This is a genomic window from Spiroplasma endosymbiont of Acasis viretata (assembly GCF_964031275.1).
In the GTDB taxonomy this organism is placed as follows: Bacteria; Bacillota_I; Bacilli_A; order Mycoplasmatales; family VBWQ01; genus Spiroplasma_E; species Spiroplasma_E ixodetis_A.
The window spans coordinates 1,386,108-1,409,385 of the sequence record NZ_OZ035019.1; the positions used below are offsets into that span (position 1 = coordinate 1,386,108).

The window sequence follows — 23,278 nt, forward strand, 5'->3', positions numbered from 1 at the left end:
TTTAATTTTTCGAGGCTTTTATGTAATCTGTGTATCTTTGTTTTACAAAGTACTAGTTTAGATTAATTCTATCTTCAAATTTTATCATAAAATGAACAATTGCTGTATTTCAATTTTGAATGGGCATTGTTCATTTTTTTGTTATATTTTCAATTGCTAAGTAAAATATTTTGAAAACTGCCATATCATTTGGAAAAACTTTTTTATTTCTGATGACTTTTCGTAATTGACTATTTACAGATTCAATAGCATTTGTAGTATAAATCACTCTTTTGATTTCTACTGGATAACTAATAAAAACCATTAAATTATCTCAATTTTTATATCAAGATTTAGCAATTTGAGGATATTGTTTATTTCATTTACTTTCAAAGGATTCTAAAGCCTGCATTGCTTGTTCTTCACTACATGCAGTATAAATTGGTTTTAAATCTGCAACTAGAGATTTTCTATGCTTATATGAGACATATTTCAAACTATTTCTAATTTGATGAACTATGCATAATTGATGTTCTGTTTTAAGATAAACTGATTGTATTGCTTCTGACATGCCTGTTAAATTATCACTGCAGGCAATAAGAATATCATTTAAGCCACGATTTTTCATTTCTGTTAAATTTGCTAATCAAAATTTAGCACCTTCATTTTCACTAATTCATAAACCTAAAACATCTTTTTTACCTTCTAAATCAACTCCTAAAGCTATATAAACTGATTTATTAATAATCCTTTTATCTTGTCGTACTTTCACTACTATGCAATCAAAATAAACAATCGGATAGACACTTTCTAATGGTCGATTTTGCCATGCTTTTACATCATCAATAACATCATCAGTAATTTGGCTAATAACACTTTCACTAATATCAGCACCATGATATAACTCTTGTAATTGCATTCTAATATCTGATAATGTCATTCCTTTTGCATATGGTGGTTGGCCCTTAATTACTGGACCATTTTTGATATAAAATTCTAAATTTTAATTTGTAAAATTGGTGGTTTTAGAAATTTAGAATGTATTCTTTCATAATTATAAAACATAACATATTGATTTACATCATTTATAGCTTCATTGATGGATAAATATTGATTTGATCCTTTAGGTAGTCATTCTTGAGATAAATGAGAAAATCAGTTTTCAGATAATACATTACCACCAATATCATAAGGTTGTTTTTTGCTTAAAATTATTTGTTTATCCTCTGCTCATTTTGTGATATCGTGACAATAAAATTCGTTGGCGTTATCTGAATGTAAAATAACATTTTTTACTTGATTTCAAGAAAATTGTTTGTTGATTTTTTCAAGAGCAGGAAGAATTAAATCCTGATATGATTTATTAGGAGCAATATTAGGTGGTTGGCCCTTAATTACTGGACCATTTTTGATATAAAATTCTAAATTTTAATTTGTAAAATTGGTGGTTTTAGAAATTTAGAATGTATTCTTTCATAATTATAAAACATAACATATTGATTTACATCATTTATAGCTTCATTGATGGATAAATATTGATTTGATCCTTTAGGTAGTCATTCTTGAGATAAATGAGAAAATCAGTTTTCAGATAATACATTACCACCAATATCATAAGGTTGTTTTTTGCTTAAAATTATTTGTTTATCCTCTGCTCATTTTGTGATATCTTGACAATAAAATTCGTTGGCGTTATCTGAATGTAAAATAACATTTTTTATTTGATTTCAAGAAAATTGTTTGTTGATTTTTTCAAGAGCAGGAAGAATTAAATCCTGATATGATTTATTAGGAGCAATATTATAACTAACAACATTATTTGAATAAAAATCAATAATTACAAAAAGATATAATCATCCTTCTTTAGTATTTATTTGTTTAGTGTCCATTGATCAAATTTGATTTGAAGAGGTTGTACTTTTATAATCTTTGTTTACTTTATCCATTGTAGGTATTCACTTATTTGGATTTTTTTTGTTTTTAGGATAGTTATTTTTAGTTTGTTTTAATCCTTGAATATTGTGTTCTTTCATAATTTTTCGCATTTGTTTTATTGATAATTCTATATTTAAAATGATATTTTTTTCTTGTTTTAATCACTCTTTAAAAGCTGAAAAAATTCTTAAATATCCATAAATTCTGCCTTTTCTTGTAGAATGAAATTCGATTAAAAGTTGGCATATTTTTTGATATTTATGATTGCATTTAATAATATGATTTTCTTCTTTTTTAATAGGTTTTTGTTTATTTTTTAAAAAGTAATATGTTGATCTGTTTAATTGAAGATATTGACATAGGTTTCTAATTGAATATTGATTTTTACAATCATCAATAATTTTAATTTTTTCTTTGATATTTAATTTGTTAATTACTAATGCTATTTGTTTAATTTTATCCATTAATAAAAATCCTTTCAGGTTAAAATTAGTGTTAATTATATAACACAATTGTTTTTAGAATACATTCAGGTTTTTTAAATTAATGGTCTAGTAAAAAGGGCTAAGTGGCAAGTGGCAAGTGGCAAGTGGCAAGTGGCCTTCAACATTTGCATTTATAATTGTTTTAATTTTAGAAGCAAATTTTTCACCAGTATAACCAGCATCTACTAGTATTTTTTGAACTGCAGAAAGATTCTCTTTTTCATTTTCAATCATTATTATAGCACTATTACGATCTGTTTTTTCTGCTGTGGTTATGTAAATTGCATGTGGTAAACCTTGAGAATCAACAGCAATATGACGCTTTATTCCTGAAATCTTTTTACCAGCATCATAACCTTTATTTTTAGTAGTATCTGTATTTTTAACACTTTGTGAATCAATTATACAAAAACTAGTTTGTTCTTTTCTACCATTATTGATACGAAATGCCTTGACTAATTTTTTTTAAAACTAATTGTAATACACTAGGTTCTTTATCATTATTTTTACTTCAAGCTTGAAAATAATAATATACAATTTGTCATTTTGGAAAATTTTTTGGTAACATTCTTCACTGGCAACCACTTTTTAATACATATAAAACTGCACAAAATACTTCATATAAATCTAAACTTCTTGGTTTAGTTCTCTTTTTAGTATTTTCTAAAATTGATTTTATATTTTCAAATTGCTCTTTGCTAACATTACTAGGATAATTTTTACACATATATACCTCTTATTTTAAAATATATAATCATTTTATCCTATTCTCTAAAAGATTTTAAACAGGTTCTTAGTAATCTGTGTAACTTACAAAAATAACTATGTTTAATTAATTCTAGTAAATATAATTAAATGACTAGAAAGAGTGAGTTACAGATGGCTAAAAAAGATAACTTTAATAATAATGATCCAATATCAAAAGCAGTAGATTTATTACTAGAAAATACTGAAGATTTAACAACAGTTTTTAAACCTGGCGGTTTATTTAAAAGACTTGGTGCAAAACCTTTAATTTTAATAATTTAACGGTTATTATTAATATCAAAGGTGATAATTATTATGTTAAAAAAATACAAAGATGAACAAGAATTTTATAGTTTAGTGGGAATAAAACTACAAACATTTCAAAAAATGGTTGAAATTTTAAAAAAAGCTGAAGCAATTAAAAAAGCAGTTGGTGGTAAACCTAATAAATTATCAATGGAAAATCGTTTATTAATGACATTAGAATACTGAAAAGAGTATAGTAGTTATAGAGTTATTGCAAAAAGATATAATATTAGTCATACTAGCTGCATTCGTAATATTTTTTGAATTGAAAATACTTTAATAAAAAGTGGAATTTTTAATTTATCTGGCAAAAAAGATTTAATCAAAAATAAAGGAATCAATAATACTTTACTAGCTATTGATGCTACTGAAACTCCAATTGAAAGAATTAAAAAAAACTAAAATTACTTTTTTCGGGTAAAAACAAACATCATACTCTTAAATCGCAAATAATTATTGATATTTTAAATGGAAAAATTATTTCAACCGCTTTTTGTTTTGGAAGCATTCATGATTTTAAATTACTTTTAAAATCTAAAACTTTTATTCATCCAGAAAAACAAGTTTTTGTTGATTCAGGTTATCAAGGAATACAAAATATTCATAAAAATACATTTTTGCCATTTAAAAAAAGTAAATACAATAAATTAATACCAATTCAAAAAGAATACAATAAAACTTTAAGCAAAATTATAATTAAAATTGAACACGTATTTGCTAAACTAAAACGTTTTAAAATTTTAACTTTAAAATATCGCAATAAAATACGAAGATTTGCATTAAGATTTAATTTAATAGCAGAAATATATAATTTTGAATTACCTTAGTTTTGCACCAAGTCTATTAAATCATTGTCACCTTTTCCATCAACAATAATTACTGTTTGATTTAATTTATAAACAAGTTGATTGATTATTGATAATGCTGTTGTAGTTTTCCCCGAACCAGTTGCTCCAATCAATAATGTATGTTGGTTTAGGCCACTTGCCACTTGCCACTTAGCCCTTTTTACTAGACCATTAATTTAAAAAACCTGAATGTATTCTAAAAACAATTGTGTTATATAATTAACACTAATTTTAACCTGAAAGGATTTTTATTAATGGATAAAATTAAACAAATAGCATTAGTAATTAACAAATTAAATATCAAAGAAAAAATTAAAATTATTGATGATTGTAAAAATCAATATTCAATTAGAAACCTATGTCAATATCTTCAATTAAACAGATCAACATATTACTTTTTAAAAAATAAACAAAAACCTATTAAAAAAGAAGAAAATCATATTATTAAATGCAATCATAAATATCAAAAAATATGCCAACTTTTAATCGAATTTCATTCTACAAGAAAAGGCAGAATTTATGGATATTTAAGAATTTTTTCAGCTTTTAAAGAGTGATTAAAACAAGAAAAAAATATCATTTTAAATATAGAATTATCAATAAAACAAATGCGAAAAATTATGAAAGAACACAATATTCAAGGATTAAAACAAACTAAAAATAACTATCCTAAAAACAAAAAAAATCCAAATAAGTGAATACCTACAATGGATAAAGTAAACAAAGATTATAAAAGTACAACCTCTTCAAATCAAATTTGATCAATGGACACTAAACAAATAAATACTAAAGAAGGATGATTATATCTTTTTGTAATTATTGATTTTTATTCAAATAATGTTGTTAGTTATAATATTGCTCCTAATAAATCATATCAGGATTTAATTCTTCCTGCTCTTGAAAAAATCAACAAACAATTTTCTTGAAATCAAATAAAAAATGTTATTTTACATTCAGATAACGCCAACGAATTTTATTGTCAAGATATCACAAAATGAGCAGAGGATAAACAAATAATTTTAAGCAAAAAACAACCTTATGATATTGGTGGTAATGTATTATCTGAAAACTGATTTTCTCATTTATCTCAAGAATGACTACCTAAAGGATCAAATCAATATTTATCCATCAATGAAGCTATAAATGATGTAAATCAATATGTTATGTTTTATAATTATGAAAGAATACATTCTAAATTTCTAAAACCACCAATTTTACAAATTAAAATTTAGAATTTTATATCAAAAATGGTCCAGTAATTAAGGGCCAACCACCGTAGAACGAAGTTTTGCATGATTAGAAAAATGCAGAAGATTATGAAAAAATTGTGAAAAAAAATTAAATACTAGCTTACAAATGGTTGTTCTTGCCTTTATTTCAATTTTATTGAAAAGATTTTAAACAGGTTCTAAAGGATCAAATCAATATTTATCCATCAATGAAGCTATAAATGATGTAAATCAATATGTTATGTTTTATAATTATGAAAGAATACATTCTAAATTTCTAAAACCACCAATTTTACAAATTAAAATTTAGAATTTTATATCAAAAATGGTCCAGTAATTAAGGGCCAACCACCTTCAAATTTGGTAATGTTTAGTAATCTGTGTAACCCATCCAAATTTTATTGTTAAAAAAGTATACAAAGAACTTATTTCGTAAATATTGTAAAATTATAATAATAAAAAATATGATTTAAAATATTTTTAAGAAAGGAGAATAAAAATGTTTAAAAAAATAAAAGAAATTAAGAAAAGTAATAAGCTTAAATCTATAAATGATTATCAGTGATTAGCTTTAGATATTGGAACTGAAAATTTTAAAGCTAGATATATTAATACTGGTCTTAGGTATGATGCACCAACATATTTAGCTGAAGATTATGAAAAAAATATAATTATTTATGGTGAAGAAGCAAAAGTATTGATGGATAAAACTAATGAAAATGTTATTATTAAACGTCCAGTTCGTGATGGTAATATTGCTGATCCCGATGCTTTACAGCGTATTCTTGCTAAAATTTTTCAAGATTTTAGACTTGAAATTAAAAATTCAAAACAAATTGATAATAATATTATAAAAAATTCTAAAGAACTTGAAAAAATAGATAAAAATCGTGATTTAATTGTATTAATGGCTACACCAAGTGAAATCAATACAATACAAAGAGAAGCCTTAGAAAATATTGTTCATCAATTAGGAGCACTTCGTGGATTTGTACAAGAAGAAGTTAAAATGGCAGCTTTAGGTTCGGGACAAGATATTTTTGGAACAGCAATTATGTGTATTGATATTGGTGGAGGAAGCACTGATATTGCTGTCATTAATAATGATTCAATTTTATATTCATATACAACACATTGTGCTGGAGATTTTTTAACACAAAAAATTCAAGAATACATTGCTAAAAAACATGCTATAAAAATTGGAACAAAAGAAGCTGAAGATGTTCTTAAAAAAATTGGTTCACTTATGAAATATCAAAATGAAAAACCGTATACTATTTCGGGGATTTCATTACCTAGATTGGACTCTCAACCCGGAGAAACAATGTCAATTTCTAAAACTATTGAAATTACACCCGAAGAAATTCGTGAAAGTGTTATGCAAGTTCAATTTAGAGAGCATGTTATTCCTACAATTAGAACAGTGTTAAGAACTGTCGGAGACAAAGCTGCTGGAAGTGTTAGTGACTTAAAGAAAAAAGGTAAGGGAATCACAATTTGTGGTGGTGGAGCTTATATTAAAAAAATAGATGAATTTATTATGGAAGAATTATCTAAAGAATATTTCATTGAAATTAAATCTAATAAATCTGGTACAAAACCAGTTCGTCAAAAATATGAAGGAGATATCTTTGAAGTACGTATTGCTCAAAATCCTTTAGAAAATGTTATTGATGGTTGTGTAAAATATCGTGATACAATTTATAAACAAATAATAGCTGAACAAAATCCTAACCGTGAAATTCTTAAAAAAGAATAGGGATTTTCCTAAAAACTGTGTTTTTAGAAAAAATTCATTTGTAAATTAGCAAAGAAACACAGATTAGAGGAAAGTTCCGAAGAATAAAAATAATTAAAAATTAAAATTTTTGGAGGGATAGTATGAATAAAAAATAATTAGTAAAAGGAATAAGTAATGAAATTAATCTAAATCAAAAAGATGTTGAAAACTGCATTGATAAACTTTCAGAAATCATCATCACTAAAAATTCAACTGGGGAATTTGTTGATATTTCAAATCTTGGAAAGTTCATGATTGTTAAAAAGAACGCAAGAATAGTAAGAAATCCTAGAACTGGTCAAACTTTACAAATGAGTGAATATTACTCACCAAAATTTCAACCAAAATCTATTTACAAACAAACAATTAAATCGGGATTTTCCTAAAAACTGTGTTTTTGGAAAAAATTCAGTTGTAAATTAGCAAAGAAACACAGATTACAGGAAAGTCCCATTAAAGCAATTATTCAAAAAGAAACTGAGGTAAAAACAAATGTTTAATAAATTAAAAGAAAAATTTAAAAATAGAAAATGTAAAACTGGTTCATGTGAAAATAAAAATAAACCAGTTGCAAAATCAGAATTTGAAAATAAAAACGAAACCGAGCATAAATAATTAAATAAAGGTCATATATGACCTTTATTTAAAGACAAAACAGCAAGTTGTAAAAATCTGTTTAAAAATATATATTAAATAAATAAGTGTTAAAATATAAAATAAAAGGGTTAGAACCTGTTTAAAATCTTTTCAATAAAATTGAAATAAAGGCAAGAACAACCATTTGTAAGCTAGTATTTAATTTTTTTTCGGTAATGTTTAGTAATCTGTGTAACTTACAAAAATAACTATGTTTAATTAATTCTAGTAAATATAATTAAATGACTAGAAAGAGTGAGTTACAGATGGCTAAAAAGCAAAATATTAATAATAATGATCCAATATCAAAAGCAGTAGATTTATTATTAGAAAATACTGAAGATTTAACAACAGTTTTTAAAGAGAAAGGATTGTATAAAGAATTAACAAAAAGATTAGTAGAAAAAATGTTGAATTCTGAGATGCAAAATTATTTAGGATATGATAAGAATCAACATAGTAATAGTGACAATGCTCGTAATGGTATAAGTTCAAAAAAATTAATAACTCAACAAGGTAAAATTGAGATTGATGTACCACGAGATCGCAATAGTAATTTTAATCCTGTAATAGTTGCAAAAAGACAAAGAAGATTTGATGGTTTTGATCAACAAGTTCTTTCTTTATATGCAAAAGGTATGACATTATCTGACATTAGAATGCAGTTGCAAGAGTTATATCATGGTGCTGATATTAGTGAAAGTGTTATTAGCCAAATTACTGATGATATTATTGATGATGTAAAAGCATGGCAAAATCGACCATTAGAAAGTGTCTATCCGATTGTTTATTTTGATTGCATAGTAGTGAAAGTACGACAAGATAAAAGGATTATTAATAAATCAGTTTATATAGCTTTAGGAGTTGATTTAGAAGGTAAAAAAGATGTTTTAGGATTATGAATTAGTGAAAATGAAGGTGCTAAATTTTGATTAGCAAATTTCACAGAAATGAAAAATCGTGGCTTAAATGATATTCTTATTGCCTGCAGTGATAATTTAACAGGCATGTCAGAAGCAATACAATCAGTTTATCTTAAAACAGAACATCAATTATGCATAGTTCATCAAATTAGAAATAGTTTGAAATATGTCTCATATAAGCATAGAAAATCTCTAGTTGCAGATTTAAAACCAATTTATACTGCATGTAGTGAAGAACAAGCAATGCAGGCTTTAGAATCCTTTGAAAGTAAATGAAATAAACAATATCCTCAAATTGCTAAATCTTGATATAAAAATTGAGATAATTTAATGGTTTTTATTAGTTATCCAGTAGAAATCAAAAGAGTGATTTATACTACAAATGCTATTGAATCTGTAAATAGTCAATTACGAAAAGTCATCAGAAATAAAAAAGTTTTTCCAAATGATATGGCAGTTTTCAAAATATTTTACTTAGCAATTGAAAATATAACAAAAAAATGAACAATGCCCATTCAAAATTGAAATACAGCAATTGCTCATTTTATGATAAAATTTGAAGATAGAATTAATCTAAACTAGTACTTTGTAAAACAAAGATACACAGATTACATAAAAGCCTCTTTTTTTCACAATTTTTTCATAATCTTCTGCATTTTTCTAATCATGCAAAACTTCGTTCTACAACTCATCTTTTTGGTAATACTACAAAAGAATGTAATTCATTACGTTTTATAACTTCAACATTTGCATTTATAATTGTTTTAATTTTAGAAGCAAATTTTTCACTAGTATAACCAGCATCTACTAGTATTTTTTGAACTGCAGAAAGATTCTCTTTTTCATTTTCAATCATTATTATAGCACTATTACGATCTGTTTTTTCTGCTGTGGTTATGTAAATTGCATGTGGTAAACCTTGAGAATCAACAGCAATATGACGCTTTATTCGTGAAATCTTTTTACCAGCATCATAACCTTTATTTTTAGTAGTATCTGTATTTTTAACACTTTGTGAATCAATTATACAAAAACTAGTTTGTTCTTTTCTACCATTATTGATACGAAATGCCTTGACTAATTTTTTTTAAAACTAATTGTAATACACTAGGTTCTTTATCATTATTTTTACTTCAAGCTTGAAAATAATAATATACAATTTGTCATTTTGGAAAATTTTTTGGTAACATTCTTCACTGGCAACCACTTTTTAATACATATAAAACTGCACAAAATACTTCATATAAATCTAAACTTCTTGGTTTTGTTTTCTTTTTGCTATTTTCTAAAATTGATTTTATATTTTCAAATTGCTCTTTGCTAACATTACTAGGATAATTTTTACACATATATACCTCTTATTTTAAAATATATAATCATTTTATCCTATTCTCTAAAAGATTTTAAACAGGTTCTTAGAAAATAAAGTAAAATCATTATATACTTTAAAAGTAAGAGGTGTATATGATTAAAATTTAATTTTATATTCATTTTTTATAATTATTTTGTTCTATAAAAAATAATAACAATTTAATTATAACACTTTTATTTTATATTTAAAACTTATTTAAGTTAAATATTTTCATTAAAATTATACAAATAAAATTGCTAAATAAACTGCACAATTGTGCAGTTTTAAAGTATTTAAGATTTACATTTTTTGTGATTTACTACTAGAACTTTGACCTTTACTTGTTGAAGCTTTATTATTTATTTTTTTAATTTCTTTGAATCCCAAAGAATTACCAACTTTTTGTTTTTCTGTTCATACTTCTTTCAACTGTTCTTGTTCTTTTTTTATAGTGTCTTCTTTTTCAAATCCAAGAGCATTAGCAACTATTTCTCTTCTTTCTTTTTCCTTACTTTCTCCTCATGCTTTGTTTGTTTCTTCAGCTCTTTTTTTTCATGAATCTTTTTCCGCTTGACTTCATTTGTCATATGGTTCTCATGGCATAATTATTTTTCCTTTCTTTATATTATTTTTAAATATTTTTTTCTATCCTTAAAATACTCACAAAAAATTATATATTTTTAAAACTAAAAATGTGTAAAAAATAATAAAAAAATAACTATTTTGAAAAAATAATGATTAAAACTTTATTAATTATGTTAATAAGCATTTTACTTTATTTCAGTTATGATTTGAAGTTGTTGCTAGTAGTTGTTCTTGTTGGTTTACTGTATTTCGTATAGATGAATCAAAATTTTGATTATTTTCTGATTTAATATCTAAATTTTCAGAAATATTGTTTAAATTATGATTTATTATGTTGTTACTTAGTTCGTTGGTATTTTTTTCTTTTCTGTTATCTAGTTCTTGTTTTAAAATCTTATATTTTGTTTCTAATTTTATTTCTTTTTTATCACTAGTAAGATTTTTAATTATTGCTTCACGCTCTTTTTTTTCTTTAACTTTTTGGTTTGTACTTTTAAAATATTTATTTCTAAATCATGATTTAACTTTTTGTGTAGCATTTTCATATAGTGACGAAATTTCTTTAAAGACAATACCTGCAACAGCAAAAGAAACGGCAATTATAACTTTTGTTTCAAGTAGTAATGCTGTTGCTGTTGCAGGTATAAGTGCAGGAATAACAAAAGTACAAATAGGAACTACAACTGCAAAAAATAAAGTAATTCCAATAATAATACCTCATGTTTTTCATTCTTTTTTATTTGGTTTTAGTTTAAAATCTTGTTGTTGTTTTAAAAAATCTTTTGCTGTTATTTTTTTTAAATTTTGATTTTGTTCATCAATTAAAAAAATATTACTTTTATATTCATTTATATTTTTGTAGTATTTGGTTTGTTTTATTATTTTTAAACTATCATCATTAATATTATGAAAAGTTAATATTTCTTCAGTTATAGATTTATTTGCATTAACAAAAGTTGTAATAAAATATAGTTCATTATTAATAGGTAAAATTTCTTCGTGAATTTTTTCAATCCCTGTATCTTTTCTTTGCTTTTCATCATAAATTGTTATGGCATTATATTTAAATTTAGCAAAATTTACATTGCCTTGCTTTAGTTTTAATTCTTCATTTTCTTTTTTAAGTTGTTGAATTTCCTTTTTTAGTTCTTGAATTTTTCTTTGAACTTGTATTAGTTCTTCTGCATTTGGTTTTGGTAAATTTAAGTAATTAGTTAATTTTGTTCATATATCATTATTTGTTTCTTGCTCTTTTTCGTTATTTGTTAAACTAGTTGCAATTGGTTCTAAATTTTCTTGATTTATTTCTGATAGGTCATTATTAACTAGCTGATTATTAGCATCATCTTTTTCAATTATTTTAAATGCTGAACCACCATGTCTACTTTTTTCTAAAACTTCAATGTTTGTTTGTTTTTTAATTTCTTCTATGGATTTATTTTTTGATAGAAAATTATATGTTTGTGATTTAGTCTTATCTATTGTTGCCATTTTAATATCTCCTTTTAAACATTAAAACCCATTTACTTTGGTATAAAAGTAATGGGTTAAAACTTATATATTGGATAACAACTACATGTTATCAAATTTTGTGTATTTTACAATTATTTAAAGTTTTAACCAAAATTGAATTATTAAATATCAATATTATTAAATATTTCAATAGACTTGGTGCAAAACTAAGGTAATTCAAAATTATATATTTCTGCTATTAAATTAAATCTTAATGCAAATCTTCGTATTTTATTGCGATATTTTAAAGTTAAAATTTTAAGAACCTGTTTAAAATCTTTTCAATAAAATTGAAATAAAGGGGTGGTTGGCCCTTAATTACTGGACCATTTTTGATATAAAATTCTAAATTTTAATTTGTAAAATTGGTGGTTTTAGAACCTGTTTAAAATCTTTTAGAGAATAGGATAAAATGATTATATATTTTAAAATAAGAGGTATATATGTGTAAAAATTATCCTAGTAATGTTAGCAAAGAGCAATTTGAAAATATAAAATCAATTTTAGAAAATACTAAAAAGAGAACTAAACCAAGAAGTTTAGATTTATATGAAGTATTTTGTGCAGTTTTATATGTATTAAAAAGTGGTTGCCAGTGAAGAATGTTACCAAAAAATTTTCCAAAATGACAAATTGTATATTATTATTTTCAAGCTTGAAGTAAAAATAATGATAAAGAACCTAGTGTATTACAATTAGTTTTAAAAAAAATTGGGAGCGTACCGATGTTGTCAATAATATTCAAATTTGTCTTAAAATTATAAAGTTAGACGAGAATAATTTTGACTTCAATATGCAATTGTATGTTAATCTTAACACTTGAAAAATATTAGTCAATAATAATACTTACTTTTATAAGTCAAAAATTCTTATTAAAGTTTACTTTAATAAGTTTTTAATATGTTATAATGTAATAAAGTCCTTTAAGATAAACCGTATACCGTTATGATTACTAAGCGTATGTAAAGTACGTGGTCTCTTAGGCAAATCCCTTAATTAGGGATTTTTATTTTATAATAATTATACTGCTGTGTTTATTTGATAGCATTTAAAATTAACCATTTTTGTATACATATCAATGTTATAAGTTCTATCACCAATCATATGCTTTAAAATTTGTTTAATATTAGTTTCAGTAAAGCAACCAATGTTTTCAACTAATGCTTGGTTTAATACACCATCTTTTGCATTAATAAAATAACCAACTTTTAATTTTTTATATTGTAAAGTTAATGATTGTAAAAAATCAATTAATTCATAATATTCACCTTTGGCAAATAAATTTATTGCATTTTGATAGTGTAATTTAGCAATTTGATTTTTTCTTCTTCCAGCCATGATACCAAGAAATAAAACATGAAAAGCATGAAATTTATCTAAAATAAATTTGGCATTTAAAATTGTAGCAGTTTTTCTAATTCATTTTGCACTGTCTCCACAAACTATTAAATTTGCTTGGTAAAAGTTTTCAAAAAATAAATTACCATATTTTTCTATTAATTTTGCGGTTTTTTCAGCACCAATTTCTGTTTTTGAAACTCTTATTTTACATACAGCTCTTTTATTAATTAATTTTCCATTTTTCTTTTTACCAGTACACATTACTATTAATCTCATCGAACATTTTTTACAATTTTTAGTATTGTGTTTTTCATTAAACTTAAATTTTCGATGACCATCATCAATATTTACATATAAATTTTGATTTGGTTGTAATGGTATTTTGGGAATATTTGCTTTTGGTAATTCAAATTTTTGATATCTTCTACAAACTGTACTAGTACCTATTAAATCTTCAATAAAAGTATCACAAACATCACGGTATTTTTTACCATCAGCAAAATATTTTAAAATTTGTTTAATAACATCTGGTGCTAATTTACTATACTTTTTAACACCAAGATATATATCTAATAATGAAACAAATTCCTTTTTTTGTGTTTTTGGGTTATAATATGTACAAATACGTCGTTTATAATTTAATAAACCTTTTTTTGTTTTTAATTTTCTTTTTCTAAATCTATATGATTTATATAAAGATTTATTACATGTATTTCATAAATAATCATCTATTTTTTTAAATAATTCTTCTGTTTGTTGTAAATTTAATTCATCTTGATTAAAATAGTGTTTGTCTCAATCAAAATGATTAGGGAATGGTAGTGTTAACATTTTTAATGTTCCTTTCTTTTAAATAATTTAATTTTAACTTATATATGTTAATAAGGAGTAAATATGGCTTTTATCACTAGTTATGCACAATTAAATAAAAAATATAATCTTAATTTTAGTGATAATAATTATGATTTTAGTTGAGATATTTTTAAAAAATTTGTTGGTGATGAATGAGCCGAATATTTTACTACTAATTGTTTTTATCGTTTTATACCAACAGCACGTGGAACAAGAAAAACTTGAAATTGCTTAGCATTTGATTTATTTATATGTTGTAATTTTAGTGATAGTAGTGTTCAAGAAGTAAGAAGATATGAAAATACTCATAGTGAAACTACAATTGGTGCTTTAATGAATGTTTGTCAAGTTTTATTAGATACATATAATATTAATTTACTACCTAATAATCCACATGGAATTAAATGAAAAATTACTAAGGATGGTGGTTGTATTATTTTTCCTAATAATCAACAAATTGACTTTATTGGTTATGCTAATGGTAATAAAATTTTTGGAAAAGAAGCGGGTGGGTCAAGTTTTTTAGGTTCAAGAACAGATGAAATAATCATGGCAGAAGAAAAAGAAACGTTAACAGAAAAGCAATTAACATATCGATATGAACGTTTACAAAACTCTATGTTTAGAAGTAATCGTATTAAAGTATCCAAAGAACCTATTAAAGAATGAAGTTGAACTTTTATTGATAATAATATATATAGTCCTACTTTTGGAAAATTGATTACTCGTTATTTTTATAAAAGTTTTTTCATTACTTTTACATGTAATCCTTATGATAAATATCATCCATTTTATTTAAAATACTGTACACCATTTTTACCATTAAATGATGAACTCATGAAAAATCTTAAAAAAGTTGGTAAAGTTTATTATGAAAATAAAGATATGTTTAGTGGTTTAGGTTTATTTGTTTTAAGATTTACTATTCAACCATTTTGAAATAAATTACCTGACATTCAACAAAGAACATTATTACAAATGGAAAAAAGTAATCCAGATGAATATAATACTGTTTATTATGCTTTTGAATTTTTAGATAGCGATGCAACAATTTTCCCATTTCAAAAAACAGTAAAATATTGACAATCATATGATTTAAAACAATTTTATAATCAAGAAAAAGAAATGTATAAATTTGATTTTTATAGTGTTGGTATTGATTGAGCTACGGGACCAAAAGACCATACTGTATTTATGGTAGTTGGTTTTAAAGAATATAATAATACTGGTTATTATGATACTTATATTATTTGTGAATTAGTAGTTACTCCAAATGATTTTATTAATGAAAATGAAAAAATTAATGCTTATGTTAATGAAATTTTAGGATTAATGGATAATTTTGAAAATTTTGAACAAGCAATTTATCTTTATGATGATAAAGCAAGAACAGCAATGGATTGATTAAATCAAAAATTAATTGATGAACATAATACTATTTTAATAACACAAACTGCTATTAAACATGCTTCAAATTTAAATCAAGAAGCCGGATTAACTAATAGAGTAGTTTGAATGAGAAATATTATGAGTTATGGAAATTTTTATGCTAATAAAGATGATTTACCAAAAACTACTCAATGTTTAGAAGAATTACGTTATGATGAAACAAAAACTAATATTCCAGACAAGAATATGTATCAAGACCCTTACGATGCTTTGTTTTATGCACTGTATCCATATAAAAATGTAATTAGGGGTAAAAATAATGCTACTGTGAAAAAAAGTATCTTCACATTTGCTATATAATAAACAATTTCAATATAATTAATAGTATAGGTCTCATAAAATAAACGCCTTTAATTTAGGCGTTATTTTGCATTTAAAAGCATACTTGTAAAAATAATCAAAAATAGTATACTTTATAAGTAAAATCAAGGAAAAAAGGAGAAATTTAATATGAAAGCATGAATAAAAACAAATTTAAGTAAAATAACATTAGCATTAGCACTAACTGGTGCAATAAGTGGAGTAACAGGTTTAATAATTGGTTCACTAGCACATAATAAAACAAATGATTTAACTTATTTTTTAGACCATCATTATAATGCGCACTGGGGGGGGCTTCTATTTGACAAAGCCAAAGAGGAGACCATTATAAAATAGATTTATATTTTGCAATTAAACCTAATAAAGATAAAGATATAAAATGAGATGGAACATATCCTGTTGGATATTTTGATAATTAAATTTCTAAATTTATATAAGCAATATTTTCATTATATTTATCAAATAAACCAATATTAGTTAAATTAATTTCTTGTTTATTGGTTATTAAAATTAAATCATAATTTCCAGCACCAAATATTCCACTAATTTCAATCCGATTTAAATTATTAATCGGATTTTCAATTTGTAATTCAAATTCACCATTATTATCAATTTGTGATATTTCTTTATAAAATTCTAATTTAGAAAATAATTGTGATTTATTTGAACCATATAAATTTAAAGCATTTTCCATTTTATTAGTACTAACAATTATTCTTGTAAAGTATTTTCCATATTCACCATTACCTAATGTTCAATCAGTGGGAATTAATGAAGGAATATTGTTGCTTTCCAATTCATTTGTAATAGATAATCAATTAAACTGGTTATCATCTAATTTGAACAATTCGTTTTGACTAATATCATTATTTTTTAATTTAATGTTATTAACATCTGTAAAATCAAAATATTCAGATTTTAATACTACTTTTGCATCTTTAAATTCTCAAACTTTTTCAGATGTAGAATGTATAGGATTTGATTTTAATTCGAAGTAGTAAGGTAATAAAAGTTTATAATCATCATTCACTCCTTTATTTATAGACATTGTTGAATAAATATTACTAGATAACATAATAACTATTTGTTTAAATATTTTTATTTGTTCTAAACTTATATAATTTGGATAATCTAATTTTCATTGTTTAAATAAATTAGTTATAACATCTTCTGGTTTTTGTCCTTCAAATTTTGCTCGCATTATATCTAAATCATTTGGAGATTTAGTTGAATCCAATAATGCACCATCAAAGTTTCTATTATAAGTATATGTATAAGTTAACATATCTAATAATACTTTTTGTAAACTATCATTAGTTGGTGCATCTTTAATTTCTATTTCAATATCATCAAATTTATTATTAGTTGCAACATATTGATAAAATTGACTTTCACCTACAAAATCTCAAACTTCTTTATCCTTTAATTCTTTTTGACTTTTTAATGGTCATTTACCACCTAAAACATTACTAAACTCATATCCTAATCAAGCATGTGTAACTCTTGCGTTTTTAATAACTTCTCTTCTTGTTATATTACCACTACTAATTTTAATTAAATCTAAAACTGATTTTTCTTGTCCTATAAATTGTTTTGCTAAATTTCAAGGTAATATTTGTTCACTAAATCATTGTTGTAATATTCTAACTTTTGGTTGGGTTTCAATAGGCATTGATAATAAGGGAAATGCTATTTTATCTTTAACAAATAATTTAGGGTATACTTCCATATTATCAACTTCACCAAGTACCTTTATATTGCCGAAAATCATGCTTCTAGGGGCTTTAATTTTTAAACTAATAACTTTGGTATCTTTATCTAATGGTTTTTGTAATTTAATAATAATTGGATAACCATCTCTTGTTTTAAAATCTTTAATTTTAATAATAGTAATACTTTTAGTACTTCTTGTTTTTGGATTTTGATAAGGTTGTGAATAGTTATTAATGATATATAAATTATCAATATTATTTTCATTTAATGGTTCATTAATAGATACAGCATATAACTTAAATTGATTTAATAAATTTATTTCTTGAAATATTAAATTTTTAATATCAGTCATACTATATTCAATTGTATTATCATTAATATTAGTACTTGCTCTTTGATTTAATTGCATAGTAAAGTCTGATGTTTCAACAGCAGTAGTTTTTAATACTTTATCAATATCAATAAAACCAATCTTAATAGTATTTGCTGAAAATTTTAAACTATTATTTTCATTATTTTTAAATAAACGTTCAATTTCATAAATATAAATTGTTCTTTTTTTAAATTCATCATATGCTCTATTAATATCTGGGTCACTAGTAGCACTCATCATATTAGTAAAATCATAAGGAATATTATCAATTAAATAATCATTTTCTAGTTCTGCTTGATTAAGTTTAGTTTGCTTCTGTTTCTGTGGAAACTTCGTTTGTGGTTTGTTGTTGTTTTCCATTGTTCTCTCCTATTAATTGGTTATTTTCGGGATTAAATAATTTTAATTTAACAGTTAAATTATTAATTTCTTGTTCATCATTAATATTAAATGTTTTACTATTTAATAAATCTTTATCAATTCTCACTAATATTTGAATAAATTTAAGAATATCAATATTAAATTGTCATAATTTTTGTTCAATATAATTAATAGTTGAAATATTTACTGCTGTACTTTCGGGAACTGATTGTTGTGCTGATTTCTTTTGACTTGGTATATGAATACCACAACGTTTAAATATTTCATTAACATTTCAATCATATATATCAGTTAAATTTTTACCTTTAAAATTACTATTTGTCATATTAGACTTGGTGCAAAACCTTTAATTTTAATAATTTAACGGTTATTATTAATATCAAAGGTGATAATTATTATGTTAAAAAAATACAAAGATGAACAAGAATTTTATAGTTTAGTGGGAATAAAACTACAAACATTTCAAAAAATGGTTGAAATTTTAAAAAAAGCTGAAGCAATTAAAAAAGCAGTTGGTGGTAAACCTAATAAATTATCAATAGAAAATCGTTTATTAATGACATTAGAATACTGAAAAGAGTATAGTAGTTATAGAGTTATTGCAAAAAGATATAATATTAGTCATACTAGCTGCATTCGTAATATTTTTTGAATTGAAAATACTTTAATAAAAAGTGGAATTTTTAATTTATCTGGCAAAAAAGATTTAATCAAAAATAAAGGAATCAATAATACTTTACTAGCTATTGATGCTACTGAAACTCCAATTGAAAGAATTAAAAAAAACTAAAATTACTTTTTTCGGGTAAAAACAAACATCATACTCTTAAATCGCAAATAATTATTGATATTTTAAATGGAAAAATTATTTCAACCGCTTTTTGTTTTGGAAGCATTCATGATTTTAAATTACTTTTAAAATCTAAAACTTTTATTCATCCAGAAAAACAAGTTTTTGTTGATTCAGGTTATCAAGGAATACAAAATATTCATAAAAATACATTTTTGCCATTTAAAAAAAGTAAATACAATAAATTAATACCAATTCAAAAAGAATACAATAAAACTTTAAGCAAAATTAGAATTAAAATTGAACACGTATTTGCTAAACTAAAACGTTTTAAAATTTTAACTTTAAAATATCGCAATAAAATACGAAGATTTGCATTAAGATTTAATTTAATAGCAGGAATATATAATTTTGAATTACCTTAGTTTTGCACCAAGTCTATTGATATTTTCGTTTTGTTCATTATTATCTCCACCACTTTTAAATATGTAATTTTTAGTAACTAATGTTCTTACTGCTTCTTCTAATGTTGATTGAACATTACCATAAGTTTGACTAAATATAAATTTAGGTGAATTTAAAATGGTATCTAAAACAATTTGTTCATAAATAACATCTAATGCTTTAATTTTATCCATTACTTTATTACAATCTGCTAGCTCATTTGCTTTATTTCTCATAATTGCTATTGGTATATAGTTAATATTTAGTGTTTGTTCTTGTGCTAAATTAGGGTTATTAATGAATGATTTAAAATCTAATGGAAATTGTTTTTTATTATCACTAATACTATAAATTGCACGATTAATTGTTACTTGTTCATTATTTAATGTATAAATTTCAAATAATCTTACCATTTGTGCATTTTGTTCATAACTATCATAAAAAATAGTGCATTGAATTAATTTACCAGTAATATCATAAACTCTTTGTTGTATATCTACTACTTGAAAATATAAGTCATCATTAGCAATATAAATTAAATAACCACTAATTCCTAATTTACTTAATTTAAAAATAGAGTTTCAATTTTTTCTATAAAATTCTTCTTGAATTAAATATTTTTTAATAGTTTCATTATTAATATCTAATGGAGCATTATATAAATTAGCATTATTTTCTGCTACAAAATCAGTGAAATAAGTTTCATGATTAAAATCATTAAAACCAAAATAATTTAAAATTGAAGCATGTGTACTTTTATTTTTATTAGTTAAAAAATTTAATTTTTCATTTTGATTATCACTAATATTACTTTTATCTTTTCTAAAAAATCTACCTAACATAATATTCACCACCTTTTTAAAATATTTGATTAATTTTTAATATGATTTTTACAATAATAAATATAATTAAACCCGCTGTTGCAGAAGATAATAAAACTCCTATTAAACCTAAAATAATTTTTATAATTTTAAAAAACATAATATTATTCCTGTAATTCTTCTAATTTTCATACATTACCTTTTAAATTACCTTTTCCAGTATAAATAGTAATCCATTTTGCATGTTGAACTGATAAAATTACTATATTAGCACTATCATTAAAGGTTTGTATTTGTACACCAGCAATTTTTTTATCAGTTATAATAAATTCTTGAATAGTATAAACTGGATTATATATACTTCAAGAATAATAAACTCTATAATGTTTATTCTCTTGAAAATCATAAGTAATTTGTCAATTATCTCATTTATTTTTTTCTCTTGTTCCTACTTCTTTTCAATTTGAACCACTTGGACTTGGTGTTGGAGGAATATCTTTTAATTCAATATCTCAAATATTTTCTTCTATTTCATTAGTTTCTAAACTTCTTGAATTAATTTTTAATTTTGGTGTAATATCTACTTTAATAGTATCTTGTAATTCTTCTAATGAAAATATATTTCCATATTGTTTATTTCCTCCAATAATAATTAATTGACTTTTACCTCCAACAGTTCCTAATTTAATAATTAATGAAGCTTCTTCATTATCAATTTTACCTTTAACAAGCATATAATCTCCACCTATATGAGTAGAACTAGATTTAAATTCTATTTTTAGTTTTACACTTGTTTGATTAAAAGGTGGTTTATCTCATGTTATAAATACTCTATAATATTTATTAAAACTAAGAGCAAAATCTTCTCATGTACGATTATCAAGACTTTTACCTATTATTTTTCAATTTTCTTTATCTTGTTTTTTATCAATATTTGATTTATTTTCATTAATAGCACCAACAACTGTTTTATTAGTAGTTTCTAAATTAGGAATTTCAGTACCAATAGTATTGATAGCAAAAGCATATTGAAATTGTTCTTTATCCATTTTATCTTCTAATTTTTTATCTATTTCTTCTTTTTTATAATAATCAGATAAATCTACTTTACCACCAGTAGCACTAATAGTATTAGTTTTTTCATCAATCTTAATATTTTCACCAGCAATTAATTTATTTTGTTTTTTATCTAATAAATTATTAGTTTCTATTTTTGTATAATAATCACGTTCAGTACCTTCTTCTGCTATAAATTCAGTTGGTGTTCCTTTTCCAATATATTGATATAAAAGAATAGAAGCAGATGTGTAATTATCATTATTAGAGACAACAGTAATATCATTTCCTTCCTTAGTAAATAATAATTGTATTTTTACATTATCATTTACATTTAACTCATCTAATTTAATAGTTTTTTGTGTTGTTCTTTGAATTTCACCACGTAGATTAAATATAGTTTTTTTATTGCCATATATATAATTATCAGTAGGATCACTAGAAGATTGATAAATGTAACCTCATATTGCTAAATATGTTTTACCAAATTGACTACTAGGGATAAAAGAATTCATTTTTTTTCATAAAGGACTAGTTTCAATATTAAATCAATTATTTTTAACATCATTAATATTTTCGTTTGTTTTAATTAATTCAGTATTTAATTTGGTAATTTCATTTTCATTTGTAGTAATTCTTTTTTGTTGTTTAGCAGAAAAATCACAAGTTGGTGCATGTGTATAATCACCAATTTGTGGATTATTTTGTAATGCTTCTGGTGGTAATGTTCCAATTTCATCAGGTCAATCTAAAATCATTGTTTCAGTTTCTTTATCATAATCTGTTGCAACATAACCTTTATTAATAAATTTACTAACAGGACCTCTATATATTTCATTTTCATTATCATCAACTAAATCATCATATAATTTAATTTGTTTTAATAATGTAAATTCTTTTTGTTGTTCAATTAATTCATCAACTTGATTTCTAGTATAAAATGCTTTTAAGTCAATTTTTTCAACATCTATTTCATCATCATTATAACTTGAAAATATTTGTTTTAATTCTGTTAATCTTGCTCATATTTTCATTCTACTAGGTGCTAAATCTCAAACATTAATTGTAGGAGTACTATTTGCACTAAATTGAGTACCATTATTAAATTGAATAGTAGCATCAACATTAAATTCAATTGGTGTACGATTAAATACTCAATGTTCAACCATAACATAAACCATATCTCTTAATGTTTCTTTAATTAATTCATCTTTAAAACTATCGAAAGGAAATTTAGATAAAATAAAATCAAGATAAGCATTAATATCATTTTGAGCACGAATAGCAAAAGTTTTAAATCAATCATTAACATTAGATCATGTTTGTATATATTGCTGTGGGGTTTCTGTAATTTTTCCAGTTAATGGATATCAGTTATTATAATTTTCAAGACTGACATCAGTTCAAAGTTTATTAATCAT

Annotated in this window: 22 protein-coding genes and 4 pseudogenes; 13 read left to right on the top strand and 13 right to left on the bottom strand. The window is 23.6% G+C overall.

All coding sequences use genetic code 4. The features are described from left to right. Positions 1-52: 52 nt before the first annotated feature. The 4 genes and pseudogenes from AAHM96_RS07730 to AAHM96_RS08635 form a co-directional block, all read right to left on the bottom strand. Positions 53-931: pseudogene (locus AAHM96_RS07730) on the bottom strand (IS256 family transposase); the annotation flags it as partial. Between the two features lie 469 nt (positions 932-1,400). Continuing rightward, complete coding sequence (locus AAHM96_RS07735) at positions 1,401-2,378, bottom strand: IS3 family transposase (RefSeq protein WP_342272797.1); 978 nt, start codon at positions 2,376-2,378, stop codon at positions 1,401-1,403. 87 nt (positions 2,379-2,465) lie between these two features. Continuing rightward, positions 2,466-2,858, bottom strand: coding sequence for a transposase (locus tag AAHM96_RS08630; RefSeq protein WP_425288791.1), 393 nt, complete (start codon positions 2,856-2,858; stop codon positions 2,466-2,468). Beyond that, the gene (locus AAHM96_RS08635; protein WP_425288746.1) at positions 2,833-3,126 is read right to left on the bottom strand and encodes a transposase; all 294 of its coding nucleotides are present in this window, start codon (positions 3,124-3,126) and stop codon (positions 2,833-2,835) included. Before AAHM96_RS08635 ends, AAHM96_RS08630 begins: the two co-directional genes overlap by 26 nt. Positions 3,127-3,254: 128 nt before the next feature. Between AAHM96_RS08635 and AAHM96_RS07745 the strand changes: the two genes are divergently transcribed. The 3 genes from AAHM96_RS07745 to AAHM96_RS07755 are packed head-to-tail and all read left to right on the top strand — an operon-like array spanning position 3,255 to position 4,279. Continuing rightward, on the top strand, positions 3,255-3,428 hold the full coding sequence (locus AAHM96_RS07745; protein WP_342273148.1) for a hypothetical protein: 174 nt from the start codon (positions 3,255-3,257) through the stop codon (positions 3,426-3,428). A gap of 33 nt (positions 3,429-3,461) precedes the next feature. Further along, a complete protein-coding gene (locus AAHM96_RS07750) occupies positions 3,462-3,854 on the top strand; it encodes a transposase family protein (protein ID WP_342273149.1) in 393 nt (130 codons plus the stop codon). A 2-nt stretch (positions 3,855-3,856) separates the two neighbouring features. Beyond that, positions 3,857-4,279 carry a transposase family protein gene (locus AAHM96_RS07755; protein ID WP_342273695.1) on the top strand — a complete coding sequence of 141 codons (423 nt, stop codon included), beginning with the start codon at positions 3,857-3,859 and terminating at the stop codon, positions 4,277-4,279. On the opposite strand, the gene AAHM96_RS07760 is transcribed toward AAHM96_RS07755, so the two are convergent. Then, a complete protein-coding gene (locus AAHM96_RS07760) occupies positions 4,276-4,476 on the bottom strand; it encodes a helicase HerA domain-containing protein (protein ID WP_342273747.1) in 201 nt (66 codons plus the stop codon). The genes AAHM96_RS07755 and AAHM96_RS07760 overlap by 4 nt on opposite strands. Before the next feature lie 78 nt (positions 4,477-4,554). Here AAHM96_RS07760 and AAHM96_RS07765 point away from each other — a divergent pair, with 78 nt between their 5' ends. The 6 genes and pseudogenes from AAHM96_RS07765 to AAHM96_RS07785 all read left to right on the top strand — a co-directional run bounded on the left by AAHM96_RS07765 (position 4,555) and on the right by AAHM96_RS07785 (position 9,450). Next, positions 4,555-5,532, top strand: a complete 978-nt coding sequence (locus AAHM96_RS07765; RefSeq protein WP_342272797.1) for an IS3 family transposase — start codon at positions 4,555-4,557, stop codon at positions 5,530-5,532. A gap of 43 nt (positions 5,533-5,575) precedes the next feature. Further along, positions 5,576-5,701: pseudogene (locus AAHM96_RS07770) on the top strand (IS5/IS1182 family transposase); the annotation flags it as partial. A 327-nt stretch (positions 5,702-6,028) separates the two neighbouring features. After that, a complete protein-coding gene (locus AAHM96_RS07775; protein ID WP_342273150.1) occupies positions 6,029-7,288 on the top strand; it encodes a rod shape-determining protein in 1,260 nt (419 codons plus the stop codon). A gap of 149 nt (positions 7,289-7,437) precedes the next feature. Beyond that, positions 7,438-7,695 (top strand): HU family DNA-binding protein, encoded by a 258-nt coding sequence (locus tag AAHM96_RS08640; RefSeq protein WP_425288792.1) that lies wholly within the window; start codon positions 7,438-7,440, stop codon positions 7,693-7,695. A 106-nt stretch (positions 7,696-7,801) separates the two neighbouring features. Beyond that, on the top strand, positions 7,802-7,924 hold the full coding sequence (locus AAHM96_RS07780; protein WP_342273151.1) for a hypothetical protein: 123 nt from the start codon (positions 7,802-7,804) through the stop codon (positions 7,922-7,924). 287 nt (positions 7,925-8,211) lie between these two features. Next, positions 8,212-9,450, top strand: coding sequence for an IS256 family transposase (locus AAHM96_RS07785; RefSeq protein WP_342273748.1), 1,239 nt, complete (start codon positions 8,212-8,214; stop codon positions 9,448-9,450). Here the strand turns inward: AAHM96_RS07785 and AAHM96_RS07790 are convergent. From AAHM96_RS07790 to AAHM96_RS07800, 3 genes are all read right to left on the bottom strand, one after another. Further along, a protein-coding gene (locus AAHM96_RS07790) for an IS5 family transposase (RefSeq protein ID WP_425288747.1) occupies positions 9,437-10,217 on the bottom strand; the annotation gives its coding sequence in 2 pieces (ribosomal slippage) (positions 9,437-9,946 and positions 9,948-10,217; 780 coding nt in all). The genes AAHM96_RS07785 and AAHM96_RS07790 overlap by 14 nt on opposite strands. 302 nt (positions 10,218-10,519) lie before the next feature. Continuing rightward, positions 10,520-10,822 carry a hypothetical protein gene (locus tag AAHM96_RS07795; RefSeq protein ID WP_342273153.1) on the bottom strand — a complete coding sequence of 101 codons (303 nt, stop codon included), beginning with the start codon at positions 10,820-10,822 and terminating at the stop codon, positions 10,520-10,522. Positions 10,823-10,972: 150 nt separating this feature from the next. Further along, on the bottom strand, positions 10,973-12,295 hold the full coding sequence (locus tag AAHM96_RS07800; protein ID WP_342273154.1) for a hypothetical protein: 1,323 nt from the start codon (positions 12,293-12,295) through the stop codon (positions 10,973-10,975). A 464-nt stretch (positions 12,296-12,759) separates the two neighbouring features. Here AAHM96_RS07800 and AAHM96_RS07810 point away from each other — a divergent pair. Beyond that, positions 12,760-13,029: pseudogene (locus tag AAHM96_RS07810) on the top strand (transposase); the annotation flags it as partial. 307 nt (positions 13,030-13,336) lie between these two features. Here the strand turns inward: AAHM96_RS07810 and AAHM96_RS07815 are convergent. Continuing rightward, complete coding sequence (locus tag AAHM96_RS07815; protein ID WP_342272911.1) at positions 13,337-14,488, bottom strand: Mbov_0401 family ICE element transposase-like protein; 1,152 nt, start codon at positions 14,486-14,488, stop codon at positions 13,337-13,339. Between the two features lie 63 nt (positions 14,489-14,551). Here AAHM96_RS07815 and AAHM96_RS07820 point away from each other — a divergent pair, with 63 nt between their 5' ends. Together AAHM96_RS07820 and AAHM96_RS07825 are read left to right on the top strand one after the other, a co-directional pair. After that, positions 14,552-16,258 (top strand): hypothetical protein, encoded by a 1,707-nt coding sequence (locus AAHM96_RS07820; protein WP_342273155.1) that lies wholly within the window; start codon positions 14,552-14,554, stop codon positions 16,256-16,258. 150 nt (positions 16,259-16,408) lie between these two features. Further along, the gene (locus AAHM96_RS07825; protein ID WP_342273156.1) at positions 16,409-16,615 is read left to right on the top strand and encodes a hypothetical protein; all 207 of its coding nucleotides are present in this window, start codon (positions 16,409-16,411) and stop codon (positions 16,613-16,615) included. A 79-nt stretch (positions 16,616-16,694) separates the two neighbouring features. On the opposite strand, the gene AAHM96_RS07830 is transcribed toward AAHM96_RS07825, so the two are convergent. Both AAHM96_RS07830 and AAHM96_RS07835 read right to left on the bottom strand, forming a co-directional pair. Then, the gene (locus tag AAHM96_RS07830; protein WP_342273157.1) at positions 16,695-18,725 is read right to left on the bottom strand and encodes a hypothetical protein; all 2,031 of its coding nucleotides are present in this window, start codon (positions 18,723-18,725) and stop codon (positions 16,695-16,697) included. Further along, the gene (locus AAHM96_RS07835) at positions 18,670-19,071 is read right to left on the bottom strand and encodes a hypothetical protein (RefSeq protein ID WP_342273158.1); all 402 of its coding nucleotides are present in this window, start codon (positions 19,069-19,071) and stop codon (positions 18,670-18,672) included. Before AAHM96_RS07835 ends, AAHM96_RS07830 begins: the two co-directional genes overlap by 56 nt. Before the next feature lie 72 nt (positions 19,072-19,143). Between AAHM96_RS07835 and AAHM96_RS07840 the strand changes: the two are divergent. Further along, positions 19,144-19,961 (top strand): annotated as a pseudogene (locus tag AAHM96_RS07840) (IS5 family transposase). Here the strand turns inward: AAHM96_RS07840 and AAHM96_RS07845 are convergent. Further along, the gene (locus tag AAHM96_RS07845) at positions 19,953-20,822 is read right to left on the bottom strand and encodes a hypothetical protein (protein WP_342273159.1); all 870 of its coding nucleotides are present in this window, start codon (positions 20,820-20,822) and stop codon (positions 19,953-19,955) included. The pseudogene AAHM96_RS07840 and the gene AAHM96_RS07845 overlap by 9 nt on opposite strands. Before the next feature lie 143 nt (positions 20,823-20,965). Further along, complete coding sequence (locus tag AAHM96_RS07850; RefSeq protein ID WP_342273160.1) at positions 20,966-23,278, bottom strand: hypothetical protein; 2,313 nt, start codon at positions 23,276-23,278, stop codon at positions 20,966-20,968.